This window comes from Streptomyces sp. NPDC006235 (assembly GCF_040613735.1).
Taxonomy (GTDB): Bacteria; Actinomycetota; Actinomycetes; order Streptomycetales; family Streptomycetaceae; genus Streptomyces.
Genome location: NZ_JBEXSR010000077.1, coordinates 1 through 21,279 on the forward strand (window position 1 = coordinate 1; position 21,279 = coordinate 21,279).

A 21,279-nucleotide genomic window follows, 5' to 3' on the forward strand; every position below is an offset into this window, starting at 1 on the left:
TCCACTGGTACAACTACCACCGACCCCACACCGGCATCAGCGGCCACACCCCAGCCAGCCGCATCACCAACCTGCCCGGACAGCACACCTAGATCGCCATGGACAGCAGGACCGGCGCCGCGTTGCGGTTGAGGGCGTCCGCGGCCTGGCGGAGCCGGTGGGCGTGCTCGACCGGGAGGGACAGGGCCAGGCAGCCGACGGAGGAGCCGGCCGTGACGGGAACGGCCGCGCAGACCGTGCCGACCGCGTACTCCTGGAGGTCCAGGACCGGCACGGTGGGCGGCTGGGACTCCAGCCGGGAGAGCAGTAGCCGGTCGCTGGTGATGGTGCGCGAGGTGAGGCGGGCCATCTTGTGCCGGGCGAGGTGGTCGCGGCGGCCGGCGTGGTCGAGCTGGGTGAGCAGGCTCTTGCCGATCGCGGTGGCGTGGGCCGAGGAGCGGAAGTCGACCCACTCGTTGACCTTGGGCGTGGCCGGGCTGTCGGCGTACTGGGTGACGCTGATCTCGCCGTCGACGTACCGGCTCATGTAGACGGCGGCGCCGACCGAGTCGCGCAGCCGGTCGAGGGTGTGCTGGAGCTTGTCGCGCAGGGCCTGCTCGCGGTGCTGGGCGGAGCCGAGGCGGGCCAGCGTCTCGCCCGTGACGTACGCGCCGTCGGCGATCTGCTCGACGTAGCCCTCGCGGCGCAGCATGCGCAGCAGCGCGGTCAGCCGCTCCGGTCCTATGCGGGTGTGCCGGGCGAGCTCGGTGTCGGTGACTCCGGTGGAACTCCGCGCCACTGTCTCCAGGACGCGCAGGGCTTCCTGGGCCGAGTGGTACGGGGTGGTCGGCGGCTCGTGCTTCAGCGCCACGGTGGTCTCCCCCTGCGCTTGCTGTAGGGCCGTAATCCGGTCGGTGAACCTCTTCCAGGTTAACCGGCAAACACCCTGCCGAGAGCGGGGGTTGACAAGATTCCCAGGCCCTCGGACTGGGGCATCGACCCTCTGGCATATGCCAGAAGCATGCCCCAGCCCTTGAGTCCGGACGTTCTGCCTGATCACGCGGTGTAGTCAGAGCACTGCGCTGAGGAACTCCCGCGTGCGGTCGTGCTCCGGTTCGCTGAAGATCTTCTCCGGCGGACCCGACTCGATGACCCGGCCCGAATCGAACATCAGCACCTGGTCGGAGATGTCCCGGGCGAAGTTCATCTCGTGGGTCACACAGAGCATCGTGATGTCCGTGGAACGGGCGATGTCCCGCAGCACGTCCAGGACGCCCGCGACCAGCTCCGGGTCGAGCGCGGAGGTCACCTCGTCCAGGAGCAGCACCTGCGGCCGCATCGCCAGCGCCCGGGCGATCGCCACCCGCTGCTGCTGCCCGCCGGACAGCTGCGCCGGGTGCGCGTCGCACTTGTCGGACAGGCCCACCAGGTCCAGCAGGCCCTTGGCCCGCTCCACAGCCTCGTCCTTGGACATGCCGAGGACGGTGACCGGTGCCTCGGTGATGTTCCGCAGCACCGTCATGTTCGGGAACAGGTTGAACTGCTGGAAGACCATCCCGATCTTCTTGCGGACCTCCCGCACCTCCTTGTCGGAGGCCGGGAACAGCTGCTGCCCGTCGACCGTGATCGTGCCCTCGTCGGGCTTGAGCAGGGTCATCAGCAGCCGCAGGATCGTGGTCTTGCCGGACCCGGACGGCCCGATCAGGGTGACGTGCTTGCCGGCGTCGACGGAGAAGTCCAGGTGGTCCAGGACGGTGTTGCTCCCGAACCGCTTGGTGACCTGCTCCAGCCGGATCAGCTCGCCGGTGCTCCTGGCGGGGTTCTTCTCGGGGTTGGGGAGAGTGTCAGTGGGCAAGGCGTCGCTCCAGGGCTCGCAGGAGAAGGGAGGCCAGATAGGAAATGACGATGAAGGCCACGCCGATCACCGTCAGCGGCTCGGTGAACTGGAAGTGCTCCTGCGAGAACAGGCGCGCGTGGCCGAGCATCTCCAGCACGGAGATCGCCATCAGCATGGGCGTGTCCTTGAGCATCGCGATGACGTAGTTGCCGAGCGCGGGGACGACCCGGCGCACCGCCTGCGGCAGGATCACCGCGGACCACGTCCGGCGCAGCGGCAGGTTCAGCGCCGTCGCCGCCTCCCACTGGCCGACCGGCACGGCCTCGATACCGGCGCGGTAGACCTGCATCGTGTACGTCGAGTAGTGCAGCCCGATCGCGAAGACGCCCGTGGCGAGCGCCGAGAAGGTCAGGCCCCACTCGGGCAGCACGTAGTAGAGGAAGAACAGCTGCACCAGCAGCGGGGTGTTGCGGACGAACTCCGTGACGACGCCGACCGGCCAGGTCACCCAGCGCGTCGGCAGCCGCATCAGCAGCGCCCACACCAGGCCCAGCACGAACGAGACCAGCGAACCGATCACCAGGATCTGAAGGGTGACCAGCAGACCCTTCCAGAAGTCCGGCATGAAGTCGGAGACCGCGCTCCAGTCCCAGTTCATCGGACCGCCTCCACCACGACCGGCTCAGGCGCCCGGGTCTTGCTGTCGGGCTTCTTCCCGACACCCGCCTTGAGCCTCTTCTCCAGCCCGCGCATGACCCGGGTGAGCAGGAAGGCGATCAGGAAGTAGATGAGCAGGATGTACGTGTAGATCTCCGCGCTCTCCTGGAGCGCCAGACGCACCAGGTTGCCGCTGAACGCCAGGTCTCCCATGCCCATGATCGACACCAGGGCGGTGCCCTTGAGCAGCTCGATGAGCAGGTTGGAGAACGGCGGGATCATCTCCGGCACCGCCTGCGGCAGCAGGATCAGCCGCATCCGCTGCCAGGGCGTGAAGCTGAGCGCGATCCCGCCCTCCCGCTGCGCCGGGTCGACCGCGGTCAGCGCGCCGCGCACGATCTCGGAGCCGTACGCCCCGTACGTCAGGCCGAGCGCCAGTGTGCCCGCCCACAGCGGCACCAGCTGCCAGCCGAAGGCCGGAGGCAGCACGAAGAACACCCAGAAGATCATCACCAGGGCCGAGGTCCCGCGGAACACCTCGGTGTAGAAGCCCGCCAGGAAGCGGACGATCCACAGCCGGTGGGTGCGCGCGACGCCGACCACGAAGGACACCGCAGCCGCCAGCAGCGCGCTGCACACGAGCAGCTGGATCGTGACCCAGACGCCCTTCAGTACGAGTTCCCAGAGTCCCGAGGTCATCCGCCGCAGAGCTCCTTCGCGGTCAGATCCGTCATCTCCGCCTCGGTGAAACCGAAGGGCTTGAGGATGCGGAACAGTTCGCCGCTCTTCTTGAGCTTGTGCAGCTCGACGTTGAAGGCGTCGCGCAGCTTGGTCTCGGTCGGCCGGAACGCGAAGGCGCCGCCGTCGACGTGCGGCTTGCCGTCCACGATCGGCTTGAAGGGCTCGGTGGCCTCCGCCTTGGCGGACTTCTTCACCACCTCGCGCACGGTGAGCGCCGTACCGGCGAACACGTCCACGCGGCCCGCCTCGACGGCGTTCAGCCCCGCCACCTGGTCCGGGACGATGAGGATGTCGCTCTCCTTGTACCCCGCCTCGACGGCGTACTGGATCTCGGCGTATCCGGTCCCGGTGGCGAACTTCGCCTTCTTCCCGACGACGTCCTTGTAGCTGCGCAGCCCCTTCGGGTTGCCCTTGCGGACGATGAACGAGTCGAGCATCTGGTAGTCCGGGTCGGAGAAGATGACCTGCTCGCAGCGCTCGGGGTTGACGTACATCCCGGCGGCCACGACGTCGAACTGCTGGGAGTTCAGGCCCGGGATGAGCGAGCCGAACTCGGTCGGCACGGGCTGCACCCGGTCGACGCCGAGACGCTTGAAGATCACCTTGGCCAGTTCCGGCGCCTCGCCGGTCAGTTCGCCGTTCGTGTCGATGAAACCGAACGGGATCTCGCCGGCGATGCCGAGCCGGACGACGCCCGCCGCCCGGAGCCGGCCGAGGAGGTCGCCGCCCTTGACGTCCGAGGCGGTGGCGACCCGGCTGCATCCGGCGGCGCCCACTGCGCCGAGCGCCGCGACCCCCGCGAGCAGCGACCGGCGTGTGGGCCCGGATATGGCCTGGAGTTGGGGTTCGGGTTTTCTCGATGGGCTTCTGCGTGGTGGAGCCATGGGCGCGCGGCTACCCGACCGCATCCGAGTTATGCCGATCTTTTCAAGCCCCGCACGTCTCCCGGTGCGCCCTTGACCGCGGGGGCGGCGGGCACTCCCATGGAGGCATGGCTGATCGCTATATCGAAGTCTCCCTGGTCAAGCGCGACGTGACCTGCAGGGCCAGGCTCCTGGACGACCGCGCGCCGATCACCTGCGCGGCCGTCTGGGACGCCCTTCCGCTGGCCGGCGACGTCTACCACGCGAAGTACGCACGCAATGAGATCTACGCCCTTTTCCCGCCCTTCGCCGAAACCGAACCACCCCTGGAAAACCCGACTGTTACTCCCATTCCGGGCGATCTGTGCTATTTCGCCTTCGCGGGTACGGAGTTGGGGACCAAGTCCTACGGCTACGACCGCGAGGTCCGCGCCGGGACCACGCTCGTCGACCTGGCCCTGTTCTACGAGCGCAACAACCTGCTGCTGAACGCCGATGTCGGCTGGGTCCCCGGCATCGTCTGGGGCCAGATCGTCGAGGGCCTGGACGCCATGGCCGAGGCGTGCAACGACCTGTGGAGGTCGGGCGCGGCGGGGGAGACGCTCAGCTTCCGGCGGGCCTGATCCGGCCGGCGGACGCCACGCCGGCCTCGTACAGCGCGTGGGCCGCCCGCAGCACCAGATCGTCCCGGTGCCGGGCGGCCACGAGCTGGAGTCCGATCGGCAGGCCGTCCCCGTCGGCGCCGACCGGCACGCTCGCCGCCGGCTGCTGCGTCATGTTGAACGGGTACGTGAACGGCGTCCAGCCCGTCCAGCGCCGATGGCCGGATCCTTTCGGTACCTCGACGCCCGCCTCGAACGCCGTGATCGGCAGGGTCGGCGTGACGAGCAGGTCGTACGTGTCGTGGAAGCGGCCCATCCGGCGCCCCAGGTCCATCCGGACGTCCACCGCGGCGAGATAGTCCAGCGCCGAGTAGCGGGCGCCTTGTGTGCAGATCTCGCGCAGGCCCGGGTCCAGCAGCTCCCGCTGCTTCGGTCCCAGGTGCTGGGTCACCCGTGCCGCCCCGCTGAACCACAGCGTGTGGAAGGCCTCCACCGGTTCGGTGAGGTCCGGGTCGGTCTCCGTGACGTACGCGCCGAGCTCCGCCAGCCGCTCCACGGCGTGCCGCACCGCCCGCGCGACCTCCGGACGCACCGCCACCTGCCCGCCCAGCGACGGCGAGTACGCCACGCGCAGCCCGCGCACCCCGCCCGTCAGGCCGTCCGCGTAGGCACCGGGCGGCGGGGCGAGCGCCGACCAGTCGCGCGAGTCCGGATGGCCGATGACGTCCATCAGCAGCGCCGCGTCCGCCGCGTCCCGGGTCATCGGCCCGACGTGCGCCAGCGTGCCGAACGCGCTCGCCGGGTAGAGCGGCACGCGCCCGTACGTCGGCTTCAGCGCGAAGATCCCGCAGAACGACGCCGGGATGCGGACACTGCCGCCGCCGTCCGTGCCCAGCGACAGCGGCCCCGCACCGAGTGCCACGGCCGCCGCGCTGCCGCCGCTGGACCCGCCGGCGGTGCGCGAGGGGTCGTACGGGTTGCGCGTCACCCCGCTCAGAGGCGAGTCCGTCACGCCCTTCCAGCCGTACTCGGGGGTCGTCGTCTTGCCGATGAAGACCGCCCCGTGCTCCCGCAGCCGGGCCACGGACGGGGCGTCCTCGTCCCAGCGCCCCGCCGGGTCCACGGCCTTCGACCCGCGCAGGGTCGGCGCGCCGCGCAGCAGCAGGATGTCCTTGACCGTGACCGGCACCCCGTCCAGCAGCCCCTGGGGCTCACCGCGCCGCCATCGCTCCTCCGACTCCCGGGCCCGGGCCAGCGCGTCCTCGGCGGTCAGCCGGACGAAGGCGTTCACCTCCGGCTGGATCGCCTCGGCCCGCTCCAGCGCCGCGCGGGTCGCCTCCACAGGGCTCCACTCGCCCTTGCGGTAGCCGTCGAGGAGCCGTACGGCGGTCAGCTCGGTGAGCTCGGTCATGCACCCTCCAAGGAACGTCAGTGTCCGGGTACATACCCGCGCTGTTTGTCGACCACGTTCTCCAGCGGCTTTCCCGCAGCCCACAACTCGTACAGCTCAACGAACTGGGCGCCGAGCTCGTCCCGCCAGCCGACGATGTCGCCGCTCATGTGCGGGGACACGATCAGGCCCGGGACCTGCCACAGCGGGCTGTCGGGGGTCAGCGGTTCGGACTCGAAGACGTCCAGGGCGGCGCCCGCGATCCAGTGCTTGGCCAGGGCCTCGGCGAGCGCGTCCTCGACGACCAGCTGACCGCGGCCGATGTTGACGAACCGGGCGGACGGCTGCATGACGCCGAAGCGGCGGGCGTCGAACATGCCGTGCGTCTGCTCCGTGAGCGGCGCCGCGGCGATCACCCAGTCGGCGCGCGCCAGCAGCCGGTCCAGATCCTCCGGCCCGTGCACGCCGTCGCGCGCGGCGCGGCCGACGAGCGCCGTCGTGATGTCCAGCGCCTCCAGCGTGCGGGCGATCGCGCGGCCGATCGGTCCGGTGCCGACCACGACGGCCCGGCTCCCGGCGACCTTCTGCGACTCGCGGTGCCGCCAGGTCCGCTCCCGTTGCAGCTGAAGCGTGCGCGGCAGGTCCTTGGCCATCGCCAGCACGAGCGCGGCGACGTACTCGGCGATCGGCTGGTCGAAGATGCCGCGGGCGTTCGTCACCACCGTGTCGGCGGCGGCGAGTTCCGGACACATCAGATGGTCCACACCGGCGCTCGCCGTATGCACCCAGCGTGGTCGTGGGCCCTCGCCGGGCCAGGCGTCCCGCACGGCGCGCGAGGTGAAATCCCACACCAGGAGTACATCCGCACGCGGGAGGCGTGCGGCGAGACCCTCCGCGTCGGTGTGTTCGATACGGGCGCGGCCGGTGAGGCTCCCGAGGCGGGGGAGGGGCTCGGCGTCCAGGACGAGCAGGGTGGGGGTGGGCATGAGCAGCCGTTTCTCCAGCCGTGCGGCGGGGGGCGGCCTGCCTTCGGGAGGCGGCCGGTGACGACGAGTTAACACGGTGTTGACCAAGGAATGATCCGGGCGGATTGACCACGCTCGCACCCGAACCTACCGTCGTCAACACGGGCGTTCCCACGATCCGTTGCACACTCGTTGCCCAGTGTGAGGCCGGTGCCCTGCCATGGACGTCTCTTTTCTCGGCGGGCCCAGCCCGCAGCGCGGGGTCGGCGTAGTCGCCCCCTTCGACTTCGCTCTCGACCGCGAGCTGTGGCGGTGGGTGCCGGACGAGGTCTCCCTGCACATGACACGAACACCGTTCGTGCCCGTCGAGGTCAGCCTCGATCTCGCCCGCATGGTCAGCGAACACCAGACGCTGGGCGAGGCGGTCGGCACGCTCAACGCGATCGCCCCCGAGGTCATCGCCTACGCCTGTACGTCGGGCAGTTTCGTCGGCGGCGTCATGGGCGAGCGCGCGATGTGCGAGGCGATGAGCCGCGCGGGCGCCGTCCCGGCGATCACCACCTCCGGCGGGCTGCTGGAGGCCCTGGTGGAGCTGGACGTACGGCGGGTGGCGCTGGTGACGCCGTACACGGTGTCGGTGACGCAGGCGCTGGAGGCGTACGTCGCCCAGGCCGGCGTCACGATCTCCGGCTGTGCCTTCATGGGCCTGACCCGGCACATCTGGAAGGTCACCTACCGGGAGGTGGTGGACATGGCGCGGCAGGCCGTACGTGACGACGCCGACGCCCTGTTCATCAGCTGTACCAACCTGCCCACCTACGACGTCATCCCCCAACTGGAGGCCGAACTGCGCATCCCCGTGATCTCGGCCAACCAAGTGACGATGTGGGCGGCGCTGCGCCGACTGGGTACCCGTGCGGTGGGACCGTATCAAGCGCTGATCAATCCGGAGGCGCGGGCCGGTCTCGGATCGCCGGGGGCGAACCACGGTCCCGTCGTGCCGGAAGAAGAGCAGCAGCAGGAAGGCTGGACATGACAGCACTGGGATTTCTCTACCCGGGCCACTCGGCCGAGGACGACTATCCGCGCATCGAGCAGTTGCTGGGCAGCGACATCCGGGTGGACCTGGTGCACACCGACATCGGTGAGGACGCGCACCGGGTGGACGCGCTGCTGGAGATGGGCTCCGCCGGGCGGCTCGCGGCGGGCGTCCAGGAGCTGCGGCACGCCGGCGCGGACGCCGTGGTCTGGGCCTGCACCAGCGGCAGCTTCGTCTACGGCTGGGACGGCGCGCAGGACCAGGTGCGCACCCTGGCGCAGACCGCCGGCATGCCGGCCTCCTCGACGTCCTTCGCGTTCGTGCACGCGGTACGGGAGCTGGGAGTGCGCCGGGTCGCGATCGGCGCGACGTACCCGGACGACGTGGCCCAGTTGTTCGCCGAGTTCCTGCGGGCGGACGGTGTCGAGGTCGTCTCGGTGAAGAGCTCCGGCATCATCACGGCCGCCGAGGTCGGCACCTGGGGCGAGGCGGAACTCCTCGCCATGGCCCGGCACGCCGACCACCCCGAGGCCGAGGCCCTCCTCCTGCCCGACACGGCCCTGCACACGGCGGCCCACATCCCAGCCCTGGAGAAGGACCTCGGCAAGCCGGTCCTCACCGCCAACCAGGTCACGGTCTGGGAAGGCCTCCGCCTGGCGGACCGCCGCGTGAACGCGCCGGAACTGGGGGCGCTGTTCACGAGGGAGCCGCTCGTCCAGGCCTGAGCGCGCGTGCCGTTCTCGCCACCGACGCCCGGAATCGGTCCCACCTCTTCGGTGGGGCAGATCCGGGCATAGGGGGTGAACGACCCGCCAGGAGGTGAGGAATCCTCAACTCCGCCGTCTCACAGGGCTCTTGAGTTGACCGAAAGCGCGTTCCCCTTCCGTTGTTCTCCCCGTGCACACTGGCCTCGTCCGCAGCCAGTCGTGCCGTGAAGGACTCCCCGATGGCCGAAACGGGCCCGTTCAGATCCTCTGTAAGCGCTGTCCAGCTGTCCGGGCGCCTGCTGTGCTGGAGCCTGGCAGCGGCGATGATCACCGCCGGCGTCGACGCCGTCCTCGATCCGCGGGCGCACTGGTGGGGTGCCGTGTGGTCCCTGCCCTGGTGGCTCGCCGCTGGATCCGCCCTCGCGTGGATCGTGCTCCGCGTCCGCGAGAAGGGCGCCCGGCGGCCCCCGTACGGCGGAGCGCGGAGCGACTGGGAGCAGGCCGCCTGACCCCGCGGCACCTCCCGGGAATAACCGGAGACAGTCCCCTGTTAAGGCCGGCACGACAGCACACGGCCCACAGCAGGAGGCACCCCACCGTGGCGGCAGACGAGATACGCGGCGCAGCGCAGGGCAGCGCCCCCGTCCCCCTCTCCGTACTGGACCTGGTCACCGTCGGGGCCGGCCGCACCGCCTCCGACGCGCTGCGCACCAGCGTCGACCTGGCCCGCCTCGCGGAGGCCCGCGGCTTCCACCGCTACTGGGTCGCCGAGCACCACTCCATGCCCGGCGTGGCCTCGTCGTCCCCGGCCGTGATCCTCGCCCACCTCGCCGCCCACACCGGCCGCATCCGCCTCGGCTCGGGCGGCGTCATGCTGCCCAACCACGCCCCGCTCGTCATCGCCGAGCAGTTCGGGACGCTGGAGGCCATGGCCCCGGGCCGCATCGACCTCGGGCTCGGCCGCGCGCCGGGAACCGACGGTGCCACGGCCGCCGCCCTGCGCCGCACGGACCGGCTCAACGAAGGCGCCGACGACTTCCCCGAGCAGCTCGCCGAGCTGACCCGGTTCCTCGACGACGACTTCCCCGACGGGCACCCCTACCGCCGCATCCACGCCGTACCGGGGCCGGTCCAGGCCACCTCCCCCGGCGGCGTCCAGTCCCCGCACCGCCCGCCCGTCTGGCTGCTCGGCTCCTCCGGCTTCAGTGCCCGCCTCGCCGGTGTCCTCGGCCTGCCCTTCGCCTTCGCGCACCACTTCTCGGCGCAGAACACGATCCCGGCCCTGGACCTGTACCGGGAGTCCTTCCAGCCGTCCGCCGTGCTCGACGAGCCCTACGCCCTCATCGGCGTCTCCGCGCTCGCCGCCGACGAGGAGAAGGAGGCCCGCCGCCAGGTCCTGGCCGCCGCCCTCAGCATGGTCCGGCTGCGCACCGGACGCCCCGGCCTCGTGCCCAGCCCCGAGGAGGCGGAGGCCTACGCGTTCAGCCCCATGGAGCGCGAGTTCGTCGACTCCTGGAACGCCAACGTCATCCACGGCACCTCGGACGAGGTCCGCTCCGGCCTGGACGACCTGCACAAGCGCACCGGCGCCGACGAGCTGATGATCACGGCCAACGCCCATGGCGGCGACGTACGCGTGCGCTCCTACGAACTCATCGCTGACGCCTACGGGTTGCCGACGCCCGCCTGAACGCCCGGCGTGCCCAGCAGCTCGGAGATGCGGTCCGGCGGCACCGGACGGGAGTAGAGCCAGCCCTGTCCGGTGTCGCAGCCGATGCGCCGCAGCCGGGTCGCCTGGTCGGAGGTCTCCACGCATTCGGCCGTGACCGTCAGGCCCAGCCGGTGCGCGAGCTGGATCATCGCCTCGACCACGACCTCGTCGGCCGGGTTCGGGCGGGTGGCCGCGCTGTCCCGGTCGTCGTACTGGAAGCCGCGGACGAAGGTGCCGTCCAGCTTCAGTACGGACACCGGCAGGCGGCTGAGGTAGGCCAGGTTCGAGTAGCCGGTGCCGAAGTCGTCGATGGCGATGCGCACGCCCATGTCGCTGAGGGCCTTCAGGGCCTGGAGCGGCCGGCCGGCCGAGCCCATCACCGCCGACTCGGTGAGCTCCAGCTGGAGCAGGTGCGGCGCGAGGCCCGTCTCGGCCAGGGTCTCCGCCACGTCCGCCACCAGGTCCGAGTCCCACACCTGACGCACCGCCACGTTCACGCTCACGAAGATCGGCGGCTCGCCGGGGTGGTCCAGCTGCCAGCGGCGGGCCTGTCCGCAGGCCGTGCGCAGCACCCAGCGGCCCAGCGGAACGATCGAACCGTCCTCCTCGGCAAGTCCGATGAACCGATTCGGCGTCAGTACGCCGAACTGAGGATGATTCCAGCGGACGAGCGCCTCGACCCCGTGCAGCCGGTCGTCCTCCATGCCGACCAGCGGCTGGTACTCCAGCTGGAACTCGCCCCGGTCGATGGCCGGCCGCAGTGTGGAGGCGAGGGCCTGGCGGGTCATGCGGTGGGCGTTGCGCTCCGGGTCGAACAGCGTCCAGCGGGACTTGCCGTCGGCCTTCGCCCAGTAGAGCGTGGTGTCCGCCGCCTGCATCAGGGCGGTCGGGGTCGTCCCGGCCGCGTGCCGCTCCACGACGCCGATCGACGCCGAGACCGACAGCCGCTGGCCGGAGATGTCGAACGGGTCCTGGACCGCCTCCAGCACCGACTCGGCCAGCTCGGCCAGTTGCTCGGTGCCCGTGGAGTCCTCGACGAGCAGCGCGAACTCGTCACCGCCGAGCCGGGCCACCAGCGGGGTGGTGGGCCGGGACTGCCCGGCCTCGTCCGCGCAGCGCGTGAGGCGCTCGGCGACGGCGGCCAGCAGCCGGTCGCCCACGCGGTGGCCCAGGGTGTCGTTGATGGCCTTGAAGCCGTCCAGGTCCAGGTAGCACAGCCCGATCCGGCCCGTGCCGCTCTGCTCGTACGACTCCGCCTCCAGCGCGGCCGACAGGCGTTCGAAGAACAGCGTGCGGTTGGGCAGCCGGGTCACCGGGTCGTGCATCTGCAAGTGCCGCAGCCGGGCCTGGAGTTCGCGGCGTGAGCTGATGTCGGCGACGGTCATCAGGACGGCCCGGTCCTCGGCGGGCAGCGGGGCGACCGTCACCTGCACCCACAGCGAATGCCCGTCGGGGTGCTTGAGCCGGCGCGTGCAGCGCAGCCGGGACTGCCGGCCGCGCAGCACCTCGCGGTACGCGTGCCAGGTGCGGGCGTCACCGGTGAGGTCGACCAGGTCGGCGGCGACGGCACCGGCCAGATCGTCGGGCGGGGTACCGAGCAGTGCGGCGAGCGAGTCGTTGGCGCTGACGACCGTCCCCTCGCGGTCGACGACGGCCATGGCGAGCGGGGCGGCCGCGAAGACGGAGCGATAGGGCGCGGGCGACGGGGGCTCGGTACGGGGAGACGTGTCGATCTCACTCTCTGTGACGACCGGCCGGTCGAGGTCTGCCGCGGGCGCCGGCCCTTCGGAGGTTCCGCTCACCGCTCGCTCCCGCATGTATTCGATCTCTGTCCGTGCAGGAAAGGTCAGGAAAGTGTGCCGATCATAGAGGCTGGCCCCAGGGCCTTCCAGCCGGTGTCCAGTGTTCCGGACCAACCCGCCCTTCTGCCAGATCGTTTCTGCTCACGCCTGGACGGCTTCTTCAGGCCCCCGACCAGTTGTGACGTTCTGTGAGTGCTTCGCGGGTGTCGACGTCCGCGATGTTTCGGCTTATTCACCCGACTGGCGCAAACAAACAGGACGCAGTACGACAAATCATCACAGGCTGGGTGCGGTGTCCCGCGAACCGTACCCGGAGGTACCCGTGCCGCGTCAGTTCTCGCGCGCCCGACTGCGCAGCACCGCGGCCGTGTTCACCACCATGTCGGCACTCGCCGCGACGTCCCTCGGCACCGGTCCGTCGGCCGCCGAACCCGACTCGGCCGCGCCCTGCGCCCTGACCCGCACCGACGCCCACCACTCCGAGGGCCTGGACACCTGGAACGCCGCCTATCCGCGCCCGGCCCGGGCCCTGGACGCGGTCATGGTGTTCCTGTCCTTCCCGGACGCCCATCCGCTGACCACGCCGCGGGAGCTGACCGCCGACCACTTCCCGGCCACCACCCGCTTCTTCGAACGCGCCTCCTACGGCCGCTTCATCCTGCGCCCGCACGCGCTCGGGCACTGGATCCAGATGCCGCAGCCGTCCACGGCGTACGACATACAGCGCGACTGGATCGCCACCCACCGGGCCGCGTACCTGCGGGACGCGCTCTCCGTGGCCGACCCGCAGGTCGACTTCTCCCGCTACGACGTCGTGTACTTCGTCGCCGACCCGGACGCGCCCGGCGTGCACTCCGACGCGACCAAGGTGGTGAACCTGACGAGTCCGATGCGGGTCGACGGCGCCGATCTGCGCCGGGTCGTCACGGTGTTCGAGCAGCATCCCCCGGACCGGCTCGTCCTCGCCCACGAGACCGGGCACGTGTTCGACCTGCCCGACCTCTATCACCGGCCCGTGGACGGCAAGGGCGACTGGGACACGCATGTCGGCGACTGGGACCTGATGGGCAGCCAGTTCGGACTGGCGCCCGACCTGTTCGGCTGGCACAAGTGGAAGCTGGGCTGGCTGAAGCAGCGGCAGGTGCGGTGCGTGCAGGACGCCGGGCCCGCCCGGCTGACCCTGGAGCCACTGGCGGCCGGGCCGGGTGTGCCGGTGGCGGGCGCCGCGGGGGCGCCGGCCTTCGGGCTCGGGCGGGGCACCAAGCTCGCGGTGCTGCGCACCGGCCGCGACAGCGTGCTCGCGTTCGAGGCGCGCGGGACGGTGGGCAACGACGTGGCAGCGTGCCGGCAGGGGGTGCTCGTGTACCGGGTGCGGGGCGGGACGCACTCCGGGGGCGGGCCGATCGAGGTGATCGACGCCCATCCGCGCACCGAGGCGTGCGGGGAGGACTCGGTCTACCCGCCCCTCGCGGACGCGCCGATCGGCCCGGGGGAGACTTTCACGGTGCCGGGGGAGGGTGTCCGGGTTGAGGTGGAGGGGCGTACGGCTTCGGGGGCCTGGACCGTGCGGATCACGGCCGGGCACTGAAGAGGCGCGATGCGGATGCCGGGCATGCAGAAGGCCCCTCGCTCTCGCGAAGGGCCTTTCCCGTCGGTGCGCCGCCAGGGACTCGAACCCCGGACCCGCTGATTAAGAGTCAGCTGCTCTAACCAACTGAGCTAGCGGCGCCTGCTGACGTCGTAGACCTTAGCACCCTGGTCGGCGGGAGGAAAAATCGATATCCGCACGGCCGAACGGGCCGCCCGGACGGCCGCCCACAGCAGTACCTCGGGGCCGGGCAGCCAGGGCTGACGGGTGTCGGGGGCGACGAGCCAGCGGGCGCCGGAGCGGCCGGGGGAGGCGTCGTCCGCCGGTGCCGGGACGGTCACCGCGTCGCCCGTGCCGTGACACAGCAGGGACGGGACCCCGCCCGTGCGGCCGGGCTCCCGGGTGTCCCCGCCGTGCTTGCCCCACTCCTCCCACTCCAGCAGCACCGGCAGCCGCTGGGCCGTGCCGGGCGCGGAGAACAGCAGCATCCGGCCGCGGAACTCCGCGACCGGCCCCGAGCCGGGCCCGTCGTCCCACAGCCGGTCGAGCATCCGCCGCCCGAACATCGCGGGCGCGCTGACGACGTCGAAGACCGACCCGCAGGGCAGCACCACCGGTGCGTCCGGCCGCTCCTCCCAGAGGGCGAGCGTGCTTCGCGGATACGTTCCTGCCGAGGCGAGCCAGGCTGCCCCGTCCGGGGTGACATAGGAGGCGTTCCATGCGCTGCTCATGGCGTCCATGTCTACCGGCCGTGCACGCGCGGTTCCCGAGGGTTGCGGGAAATCGGGACAGGAGGGGTGGCGAGGGAGTATCTTGCCCGCCTGGCATATGCCAGGTAGATCGAGAAGGGGCGGGATCTCCCGAGCTCCGGGTGGGGTCTCACACCGGGTCGACGGACCCCCGGCCCTCGCCGCCGCCCCGCATCAGGTCCCGTCCGAACTCGACCATCTTCTTGGCGTAGTCCTCGGTCCACTCGGCCCGCTCGGCGATGTCCGCGGTCGTCAGCCGGTCGAACCGCCGCGGATCCGCCAGCTGCGCCGCCGCCATCGCCTGGAACTCCACCGCCCGGTCCGCCGCGGCCCGGAACGCCAGCGTCAGCTCCGTCGCGCGGGACAGCAGCGCGCGGGGATCGTCGATCGACTCGAGATCGAAGAAGTGCTCAGGGTCGGAGGCCGCCTCCGCGGGCTCGAAGAGCAGGGGCGCGGGGCGTAGCCGCGGTTCGTTCCGACGCGGCGTGGGCTCCGCCATGTCTACTCCTCCTCGTACGTCGCGCTGGCCCCCGGTGGAGCGGGCCACCGTCCATTGTCTCGCGGGCGCGCAAGTGGGCATCGCGGTAGTGGATACGGCCGCCACACCATCGGGCGTTCGTCACGGCTGCCAGGCTGCGTTCATCGGCCGCCTCCGGCGGCGTGCCGGCCTCCGGCCGGCGGAGGAATGGGGTGTCCGTCGGCGGGGATCATGGCTGCCACGCCACCTTGTGTTCGGCCAGATGCGCCAGCACGGCGTGATTCGCCTCCCACCCATCAGGAAACTTCACCACCGTCCCCAGCTGGACCGGCTCCGTCGACGGATAGTCGTCCAGCAGGTCGCCGACCCCCGCCCGGCAGACCACGACGCACGCGTGCCGGTGGCGGGAGGCCAGGACGCACAGGCGGCCCGTCTCCAGGTGGAAGGCCGTGGCGTCGGGGCGGCCGGAGAGGGGGTGCAGGACCACCGTGACGTCGTACTCGCGGCCCTGGAGCCGGTTCGCCGTGTCCACGACCACGTCGGTGACGCCGAGGTCGGCCAGGGCCGCGCGCACCGCCGCCGCCTGGTCCCGGTGTGCCGTGCCGACGGCGATCCGGTCCGCGGCCAGGGGGGTGGGATCGGGTGAGCGTTCCGAGGTCGCCGCGCCGCCCCGGTCCAGCAGGCGCCGTACGACCGTCGCCACCGCCCGGACCGCCTCCGGGTCCGTGCGCGGGGTGTGCCGGGCGGGCAGCTCCAGCAGGCCCCAGCCCGACTCGGCCGCCTCGTCGATCACCCGGTCGGGGCCCGAGCCGTCCGACGGCACGGCGAAGGAGAGACGACGGTCGCCGTGGCCGGTGCCGCTGCGGAACGGCGTGTACGGGTAGAAGGCGTCCGAGACCAGGGGCGCCGCCGAGGCCGGGAGCCGCCAGGACACCGGCAGGCGGTGCTGGGGCAGGTCCGGGTTGTGCGCGAGCAGGGTCGTCACCGCCGAGGCCGACGGGTCGTACGTGAGGCCCGCCCACTGCTCGCTGCCCACGATCGCGAACGGGTCCAGCTGCCCCGGGTCGCCCACGAACAGCGCCCGCTCGAACAGCCCGGCCACGGCGAGCAGCGCGTCCGAGCGCATCTGGTACGCCTCGTCGACGATCGCGTACCGCCACGGCTCGTCGGTCTTCACATGCGCCCACTTCGCCGCCGTCGAGATCACCACGGCCAGCCCGGCGAGGTCGGCCGCCTTCGCCGACTTGCGGACGTTCTCCAGGCCGTCGAGCGCCTTGTCGTACGGGTCGGCGTCGCTGCTGTGCAGCCGCCCCACCGGCAGCTCGGGGTTCTTCTCGGCGAGCCGCAGGACCAGGTCGTCGACCTGGGCGTTGGTCTGCGCCACCACCATCAGCGGATGGCCGGCCTCGGCCAGTTCCAGGGCCGCGCGGACCACGAGCGTGGACTTGCCGGCGCCGGGCGGGGAGTCGACGACGACACCGCGCGCGGTGCCGTGCAGCGTGTCGTGGAGGATCGCGTCGGTGGCCTGGGCCGCCGCGGCGGCAGGATCGAAGAGCGTCGTCACAGCAGGTCCTCCGCGGTCACCGGGTCGGCGGCCTCCAGGGTCGCCTCAGCGGGCGGCCCGCCGTGCGTCCAGGGCGTCTCCTCCGGGTCGGGCAGCTTCGCGCCGCCCCGCTGCTCGTGCTCGAAGAGCGTGAAGCAGACCCGGTCGCCCTTCTCCGGCACCGACCCCGGCTCGGGCTCCTTGCCGCGGCCCATCTTGTCGAGGATCCGCAGCACGACGTACGCGCCGTCCTCCTCGGCCCCGACGAATTCCGCCGACTGCGGCTTCCCGCCCAGCGACCGGTACACCTTCGTCCGCTCCCCGAGATGCGGCCGGTCGTCCGTGCGCACCGTGACCAGGGGGCGCGGGCTGGGCCGCTTGCCCTCGCTGTACGCCATCACGACGTCCGTGACCTCACCCGCGAACGCCTCCCCGGACAGCCGCCGTCCCGCCATGACCAGCGGGTCGTCGAGGGCCTCCTGCGCCTCCAGGCGGGCCTGCTCGCGCTCGCGTGTGGCGAGCTTGTTCGCCGCGGTGACCGCGTCGTCGCGGCGCGGCTGCGGGGGTTCGCCGGCCAGGACCCGGTCGCGGTGGCCGGTGAACGACCAGCGGTCGCGGCTCCAGCGCTCCTCGACATGCGCCCCCTCGGGCAGCTCCCGCAGCAGGTCCAGGCCCTGCCAGACCTTCTCCCAGGTGGGCAGGGTGCGGCTGAGCACCAGGTCCCGGATCTCCCGCTCGGCGGCGGTCAGCGCGCCGAGCCGGTCGTCGGCCTCCAGGCCGTCCTCGGCGGCGGCCAGGGCCGTGCGGGCCCGGTCGTAGCGCTCGATGGCCGGGGCGAGCAGCTTGTTGTCGAACGCCGGGTCGGTGGCGGGACCGGCCGGGGGACACGTGAGCTGGCCCTGCGCGTCCCGCTCCAGCTCGGCCCGCAGCGCCGCCTCGGCGCCGGTCAGGCCCTCCGGCGGGTCGATCCAGGCGAGCAGCGCCCCCAGGTGCTGGTCCTCCAGCGTGGACTGCCCGGTCGCCCAGTGCCGGCCCAGTACGTCGGTCATGGCCAGCAGCAGGGAGGAGCCGGGTACCCGGGCCCGCTCCCCGAAGTGCGTCAGCCACCGCCCGAGCAGCGGCACCCGGGGCGGCGCCGGATACGGGGTCTCCGGATCCTGTTCCGCCGTACGCCGGAACCGCATCGAGCGCCCGAGCAGCCGCACCAGGTCGATGCCCCCGCGGCTCGGCACGATCAGCTGCGGCGCGTCCGCGCACAGGTCGACCTCGACCTTGACCCGCTTGCCGGTCTCCGGGTCGGTCTCGGTGCGCTCGGCGGCCTCCACGACCTCGGCGTACGCGTCGACGTACGGCAGCACCACGTCGGCCAGGTCCGCCAGGAAAGCGAACCTGAGGTCGCGGTCGCGGGGCTGCGGGACGATCAGCAGCCGCGGCGCGTCCCGGTCGGTGCCGACCAGCGCGCCGAGCGGGGCGCCGGCCTCACCGGCGGTGGTCAGCGGCACGAACACCAGCGGACGGTCGGACAGGTGCCGGTGCCGGACGGTCGCGGCGGGCTGGGCGCGGCCCGTGCTGACCGCTTCGAGCCGGGCCAGGGTGGAGATCAGCGACATGCCGCCTCCAGGGCCTCGGCGCGCAGGGCCGCCGCCCGCCGGAGGGCCGCCACCGCCGGATCACCGGGGTCGCCCGCCTCGCCGCGGGCCGCCGCGAGGACGTCCTCCACGGTCGTCAGCCCGCCCAGCTCCGCCCGCACCGGGCGCCCGAGCGAGGTCACCGCGCCCGCCTCGCGGGAGCGGCCCCGGCAGTGGAAGGCCAGCTCGCACGCGGACAGGCACTCCGGCGCGTACGTCGCCGGGACCGACTCGACGGCGGCCGTCAGCTCTTCTGCGGGCAGCTCGGGGGAGAAGCACGTGCCCTCGGGGAGCGCCTCGGCGATGTCCTCGATGCGGGTCAGCCGAGTCAGCTGACGGGCCGTCACCGCACGCTGCTTGCGGATGTCCACGGCGGACGCGGCCGGCAGGTTCGAGAAGTCCCTGGGGCAGACGAGCAGGATCCGGTGCCGCACGCGCGGGGCCGGGTCCACTCGCCCGGCGAGTTCCTCCAGCGCCAGCACGTACACCGCCGCCTGCCGGGCCGCCGCCCCGACCTTCGCCGGGTCCGCCGAACCGTCCAGCAGCGGGAACGACTTGATCTCGACCACGGTCCAGCTGCCGTCCGGATGCACCACGACCGCGTCCGGCTCCAGGAACGCGGGTGAGCCCGCGACGTCCAGCGCGAGCATCGGGTGGTCGAGCAGCGTCCACGCGCCCGGGTGCGCGGCGGCCTCCCGCAGCTCCAGCGCCGTACGGGCCGTACGCCCCTGGGGACCGGTCGCGGTCAGGTCGGGCACGCGCGCCTCGGTCGGCGGCTCGGCGGCCCGGTCCAGCTTCTCGTGCACCAGCCGCAGCAGCTCCGCGCCGCCGTCGGCCTTGACCTTCGCCTCGAACGCGTTGCCCCGCGTGAGCGCGAACTGGGACTGCCCGAAGGCCGAGGGCGAGCCCAGCGCGCTCGCCAGCGCGGCCTTGTTCACCCCGGCGCCGTCGAGGATCGCTCTCCGCGCGCAACCGGGGTTGGCGGCCAGCGCCGCCAACGCGCGCGCGTCCAGGGCCTTCGCCGGTACGTCGGGACCGCGCAGCTCAGCGAGCCGGTGCCGGAGCGCCGTCCCCCGCGTCCTTGGGGGAGGCACTCGGCTCGGCTCCCGCTCCGAGCCGCGACTCGCGCTGCCGTGGAATTCGCTCACCCGCGGAAGTCTGGCATCCGGCACTGACAATCGGGGAACCCGCGGCGGGAGATGCCGCCGTGAGCGGTGCGACACGCGGCACGAAACGCGCCCTGACCCGGTCCGCCGCGCGCGTCACGACCGGGGCCAGCAGCAGCCCGACACCCATGACGGCGGCGCCCGCGACCGCGTCGAGGAAGTAGTGGTTGGCGGTGCCCATGACCACGATCGTCGTGATCAGCGGGTAGGCGACTCCCGCGATCTTCGCCGTGCGCGTACCGCCGTAGCGCCACAGCATCACCCCGCACCACAGGGCCCAGCCCACGTGCAGACTCGGCATCGCCGCGTACTGGTTGGTCATTCCGCCCATACCGCGCGGGGCGCTCGCCGCGCCGCCCCACCAGCCGTACGAGCTGTACTGGGCCATCGTGTCCACGAAGCCGTGGCTGGCGTCGAGGAGCCGGGGCGGGCAGGTCGGCATCAGTGTGAAGCCGACCAGGCCTATGAGGGTGGACGTCATCAGCCACGTGCGCGCGGCGCGGTACCGCACCGCGTGGGAGCGGAAGAGCCACACGAGGATCGCCGGCGTGACCAGGTAGTGCAGCGACGCGTACCAGAAGTCCGACGGTATGCCTATCCAGGCCTCGTGGGTGAAGAGGCGGTTGAGCGGGTGCTCGAAGTTGAGATGCAGCGCCTTCTCGACGCGCAGGAGCGCCAGACCGTGGTCGACCGCACCGGAGACGTCGCCCCGGGCGAGGAGCCGGCCCGCCGTGTAGCACGCGTACACCAGCAGGATCAGCGGCAGCTCCGTCCACCAGCGGAGCCGGAGCGCAGGGGCCGCCTCGGTGCCCGGTGTCTCGGTGTGCGGCATCCGATCGCCCTCCCCCTTCGTCTCCACACGGCGCGCCCGGCCGGTCGGTCGTGTCACTTTACGGCGTACGTGCGCCCCCTGGGGGCGCCCTCCGGACCTCAAAGACGCAGAGATCGCCCCCCGGGTTGCCCGCGACCAGCGTGCGCGATGATGGTGGAGTTCCGCTCGCGTTTTTCTCCCGGAAAGGTCCCCCATGGCTCCGCGCATCCTGCTGGCCCGGCACGGACAGACCGCGTGGTCGCTGTCCGGCAAGCACACGGGCAGGACGGACGTGCCGCTGCTGGAGGAGGGCCGGCGCGGGGCCGAGCTGCTCGGGGAGCGCCTGCACCGGGCGCCGTACGACGGTCTGCCCGGGGTCGAGGTGCGCACCAGCCCGCTGGCACGCGCGCGTGAGACGTGCGAACTGGCCGGCTTCGGCGACCGCGCGCGGACCTGGGACGCGTTGCTGGAGTGGGACTACGGGGCGTACGAGGGCATGACCCCGGCGGACATCCAGGCCGTCCGGCCCGGCTGGCTCATCTGGCGCGACGGTGTCCCCGAGGGCGAGACCCTCGCCGGGATCACGGCCCGGGCGGACGAGGTGGTCTCCTGGGCGCGGGCCGAGGACCGGGACGTCCTGGTCTTCGCCCACGGGCACATCCTGCGCTCCATCGGGGCGCGCTGGCTGGGCCTGCCGATCGACTTCGCGGCGCGGATACGGCTGAATCCGACGTCGCTGTCGGTGCTGGGGTGGGCTTACGGGGAGCCGGCGATCGAGAGCTGGAACGATCTCGGGCACCTGGCCGCCGTAGCCGCCTAGGCGGTTTCGTTTGGATCATCGGGCGGACCAGAGGAAGATGCCCGCGATGTGGAGTCTGGCCAGGTAGATGGTGGCGGTCTTCTCGTAGCGGGTGGCGATGCCGCGCCACTGCTTGAGGCGGTTGATGCACCGCTCGACGGTGTTGCGCTGCTTGTAGGTCTCGCGGTCGAAGGCTGGTGGCCTGCCGCCCCGGCTGCCCCGAC

Annotated in this window: 22 protein-coding genes and 1 tRNA gene; 7 read left to right on the plus strand and 16 right to left on the minus strand. The window is 72.0% G+C overall.

All coding sequences use genetic code 11. The features are described from left to right. Positions 1-88: 88 nt before the first annotated feature. The 5 genes from ABZ192_RS41870 to ehuB form a co-directional block, all read right to left on the minus strand. Positions 89-850: an IclR family transcriptional regulator C-terminal domain-containing protein gene (locus ABZ192_RS41870; protein ID WP_020271734.1), complete on the minus strand. Its 762-nt coding sequence runs from the start codon at positions 848-850 to the stop codon at positions 89-91. Positions 851-1,048: 198 nt separating this feature from the next. Then, positions 1,049-1,834: an ectoine/hydroxyectoine ABC transporter ATP-binding protein EhuA gene (ehuA, locus tag ABZ192_RS41875; protein ID WP_356929703.1), complete on the minus strand. Its 786-nt coding sequence runs from the start codon at positions 1,832-1,834 to the stop codon at positions 1,049-1,051. Beyond that, positions 1,824-2,474 (minus strand): ectoine/hydroxyectoine ABC transporter permease subunit EhuD, encoded by a 651-nt coding sequence (gene ehuD, locus ABZ192_RS41880; protein WP_086851289.1) that lies wholly within the window; start codon positions 2,472-2,474, stop codon positions 1,824-1,826. Before ehuD ends, ehuA begins: the two co-directional genes overlap by 11 nt. Continuing rightward, entirely contained in the window at positions 2,471-3,172 is a 702-nt protein-coding gene (gene ehuC / locus ABZ192_RS41885; RefSeq protein ID WP_356929704.1) for an ectoine/hydroxyectoine ABC transporter permease subunit EhuC, read from the minus strand. The genes ehuD and ehuC overlap by 4 nt, the downstream gene beginning before the upstream one ends. Further along, positions 3,169-4,098 (minus strand): ectoine/hydroxyectoine ABC transporter substrate-binding protein EhuB, encoded by a 930-nt coding sequence (gene ehuB, locus ABZ192_RS41890; protein WP_356929705.1) that lies wholly within the window; start codon positions 4,096-4,098, stop codon positions 3,169-3,171. The genes ehuC and ehuB overlap by 4 nt, the downstream gene beginning before the upstream one ends. 107 nt (positions 4,099-4,205) lie before the next feature. On the opposite strand from ehuB, the gene ABZ192_RS41895 reads away from it, so the two are divergent. Continuing rightward, positions 4,206-4,700: a DUF3830 family protein gene (locus ABZ192_RS41895; protein ID WP_356929706.1), complete on the plus strand. Its 495-nt coding sequence runs from the start codon at positions 4,206-4,208 to the stop codon at positions 4,698-4,700. On the opposite strand, the gene ABZ192_RS41900 is transcribed toward ABZ192_RS41895, so the two are convergent. After that, a complete protein-coding gene (locus tag ABZ192_RS41900) occupies positions 4,681-6,090 on the minus strand; it encodes an amidase (RefSeq protein WP_356929707.1) in 1,410 nt (469 codons plus the stop codon). The genes ABZ192_RS41895 and ABZ192_RS41900 overlap by 20 nt on opposite strands. A 17-nt stretch (positions 6,091-6,107) precedes the next feature. After that, positions 6,108-7,055, minus strand: coding sequence for a D-2-hydroxyacid dehydrogenase (locus ABZ192_RS41905; protein ID WP_356929708.1), 948 nt, complete (start codon positions 7,053-7,055; stop codon positions 6,108-6,110). A 199-nt stretch (positions 7,056-7,254) separates the two neighbouring features. Between ABZ192_RS41905 and ABZ192_RS41910 the strand changes: the two genes are divergently transcribed. The 4 genes from ABZ192_RS41910 to ABZ192_RS41925 all read left to right on the plus strand — a co-directional run bounded on the left by ABZ192_RS41910 (position 7,255) and on the right by ABZ192_RS41925 (position 10,470). Beyond that, on the plus strand, positions 7,255-8,070 hold the full coding sequence (locus ABZ192_RS41910; protein WP_356929709.1) for an aspartate/glutamate racemase family protein: 816 nt from the start codon (positions 7,255-7,257) through the stop codon (positions 8,068-8,070). Further along, positions 8,067-8,798 carry a decarboxylase gene (locus tag ABZ192_RS41915; protein WP_356929710.1) on the plus strand — a complete coding sequence of 244 codons (732 nt, stop codon included), beginning with the start codon at positions 8,067-8,069 and terminating at the stop codon, positions 8,796-8,798. The genes ABZ192_RS41910 and ABZ192_RS41915 overlap by 4 nt, the downstream gene beginning before the upstream one ends. A 221-nt stretch (positions 8,799-9,019) precedes the next feature. Then, entirely contained in the window at positions 9,020-9,289 is a 270-nt protein-coding gene (locus ABZ192_RS41920; protein WP_356929711.1) for a hypothetical protein, read from the plus strand. An 89-nt stretch (positions 9,290-9,378) separates the two neighbouring features. Then, on the plus strand, positions 9,379-10,470 hold the full coding sequence (locus tag ABZ192_RS41925) for an LLM class flavin-dependent oxidoreductase (protein WP_356929712.1): 1,092 nt from the start codon (positions 9,379-9,381) through the stop codon (positions 10,468-10,470). Here ABZ192_RS41925 and ABZ192_RS41930 read toward each other — a convergent pair. Continuing rightward, a complete protein-coding gene (locus ABZ192_RS41930; protein WP_356929713.1) occupies positions 10,446-12,308 on the minus strand; it encodes an EAL domain-containing protein in 1,863 nt (620 codons plus the stop codon). The two genes, ABZ192_RS41925 and ABZ192_RS41930, sit on opposite strands and share 25 nt — an antisense overlap. A gap of 277 nt (positions 12,309-12,585) precedes the next feature. Here ABZ192_RS41930 and ABZ192_RS41935 point away from each other — a divergent pair, with 277 nt between their 5' ends. Beyond that, on the plus strand, positions 12,586-13,881 hold the full coding sequence (locus ABZ192_RS41935; RefSeq protein WP_356929714.1) for a M6 family metalloprotease domain-containing protein: 1,296 nt from the start codon (positions 12,586-12,588) through the stop codon (positions 13,879-13,881). Positions 13,882-13,948: 67 nt separating this feature from the next. Here the strand turns inward: ABZ192_RS41935 and ABZ192_RS41940 are convergent. The 7 genes from ABZ192_RS41940 to ABZ192_RS41970 all read right to left on the minus strand — a co-directional run bounded on the left by ABZ192_RS41940 (position 13,949) and on the right by ABZ192_RS41970 (position 20,277). Further along, positions 13,949-14,022 (minus strand) — tRNA-Lys (locus ABZ192_RS41940). Beyond that, a complete protein-coding gene (locus ABZ192_RS41945) occupies positions 14,013-14,612 on the minus strand; it encodes a bifunctional DNA primase/polymerase (protein ID WP_356929715.1) in 600 nt (199 codons plus the stop codon). Before ABZ192_RS41945 ends, ABZ192_RS41940 begins: the two co-directional genes overlap by 10 nt. A gap of 148 nt (positions 14,613-14,760) precedes the next feature. Continuing rightward, positions 14,761-15,129 carry a hypothetical protein gene (locus tag ABZ192_RS41950; RefSeq protein ID WP_356929716.1) on the minus strand — a complete coding sequence of 123 codons (369 nt, stop codon included), beginning with the start codon at positions 15,127-15,129 and terminating at the stop codon, positions 14,761-14,763. Positions 15,130-15,337: 208 nt separating this feature from the next. Continuing rightward, positions 15,338-16,672, minus strand: coding sequence for an AAA family ATPase (locus ABZ192_RS41955; protein WP_356929717.1), 1,335 nt, complete (start codon positions 16,670-16,672; stop codon positions 15,338-15,340). Next, a complete protein-coding gene (locus ABZ192_RS41960) occupies positions 16,669-18,261 on the minus strand; it encodes a hypothetical protein (protein ID WP_356929718.1) in 1,593 nt (530 codons plus the stop codon). The genes ABZ192_RS41955 and ABZ192_RS41960 overlap by 4 nt, the downstream gene beginning before the upstream one ends. Next, entirely contained in the window at positions 18,252-19,373 is a 1,122-nt protein-coding gene (locus ABZ192_RS41965; RefSeq protein ID WP_356929719.1) for a hypothetical protein, read from the minus strand. Before ABZ192_RS41965 ends, ABZ192_RS41960 begins: the two co-directional genes overlap by 10 nt. Then, positions 19,324-20,277 carry a phosphatase PAP2 family protein gene (locus ABZ192_RS41970; RefSeq protein WP_356929720.1) on the minus strand — a complete coding sequence of 318 codons (954 nt, stop codon included), beginning with the start codon at positions 20,275-20,277 and terminating at the stop codon, positions 19,324-19,326. The genes ABZ192_RS41965 and ABZ192_RS41970 overlap by 50 nt, the downstream gene beginning before the upstream one ends. A gap of 193 nt (positions 20,278-20,470) precedes the next feature. Between ABZ192_RS41970 and ABZ192_RS41975 the strand changes: the two genes are divergently transcribed. Next, positions 20,471-21,076 carry a histidine phosphatase family protein gene (locus ABZ192_RS41975; protein ID WP_356929721.1) on the plus strand — a complete coding sequence of 202 codons (606 nt, stop codon included), beginning with the start codon at positions 20,471-20,473 and terminating at the stop codon, positions 21,074-21,076. A 15-nt stretch (positions 21,077-21,091) separates the two neighbouring features. Here ABZ192_RS41975 and ABZ192_RS41980 read toward each other — a convergent pair. Next, on the minus strand, positions 21,092-21,279 hold a 188-nt coding region (locus ABZ192_RS41980), incomplete at its 5' end, for a transposase (RefSeq protein WP_356929722.1).

What these genes read in the sequence shown, in the direction of transcription:
- ehuD (WP_086851289.1), bottom strand. Translation starts at nt 2,474, where the DNA reads ATGAACTGGGACTGGAGCGCGGTCTCCGACTTCATGCCGGACTTCTGG.
- ehuC (WP_356929704.1), bottom strand. Translation starts at nt 3,172, where the DNA reads ATGACCTCGGGACTCTGGGAACTCGTACTGAAGGGCGTCTGGGTCACG.
- ehuB (WP_356929705.1), bottom strand. Translation starts at nt 4,098, where the DNA reads ATGGCTCCACCACGCAGAAGCCCATCGAGAAAACCCGAACCCCAACTC.
- ABZ192_RS41895 (WP_356929706.1), top strand. Translation starts at nt 4,206, where the DNA reads ATGGCTGATCGCTATATCGAAGTCTCCCTGGTCAAGCGCGACGTGACC.
- ABZ192_RS41900 (WP_356929707.1), bottom strand. Translation starts at nt 6,090, where the DNA reads ATGACCGAGCTCACCGAGCTGACCGCCGTACGGCTCCTCGACGGCTAC.
- ABZ192_RS41905 (WP_356929708.1), bottom strand. Translation starts at nt 7,055, where the DNA reads ATGCCCACCCCCACCCTGCTCGTCCTGGACGCCGAGCCCCTCCCCCGC.
- ABZ192_RS41910 (WP_356929709.1), top strand. Translation starts at nt 7,255, where the DNA reads ATGGACGTCTCTTTTCTCGGCGGGCCCAGCCCGCAGCGCGGGGTCGGC.
- ABZ192_RS41915 (WP_356929710.1), top strand. Translation starts at nt 8,067, where the DNA reads ATGACAGCACTGGGATTTCTCTACCCGGGCCACTCGGCCGAGGACGAC.
- ABZ192_RS41920 (WP_356929711.1), top strand. Translation starts at nt 9,020, where the DNA reads ATGGCCGAAACGGGCCCGTTCAGATCCTCTGTAAGCGCTGTCCAGCTG.
- ABZ192_RS41930 (WP_356929713.1), bottom strand. Translation starts at nt 12,308, where the DNA reads ATGCGGGAGCGAGCGGTGAGCGGAACCTCCGAAGGGCCGGCGCCCGCG.
- ABZ192_RS41945 (WP_356929715.1), bottom strand. Translation starts at nt 14,612, where the DNA reads ATGAGCAGCGCATGGAACGCCTCCTATGTCACCCCGGACGGGGCAGCC.
- ABZ192_RS41950 (WP_356929716.1), bottom strand. Translation starts at nt 15,129, where the DNA reads ATGGCGGAGCCCACGCCGCGTCGGAACGAACCGCGGCTACGCCCCGCG.
- ABZ192_RS41960 (WP_356929718.1), bottom strand. Translation starts at nt 18,261, where the DNA reads ATGTCGCTGATCTCCACCCTGGCCCGGCTCGAAGCGGTCAGCACGGGC.
- ABZ192_RS41970 (WP_356929720.1), bottom strand. Translation starts at nt 20,277, where the DNA reads ATGCCGCACACCGAGACACCGGGCACCGAGGCGGCCCCTGCGCTCCGG.
- ABZ192_RS41975 (WP_356929721.1), top strand. Translation starts at nt 20,471, where the DNA reads ATGGCTCCGCGCATCCTGCTGGCCCGGCACGGACAGACCGCGTGGTCG.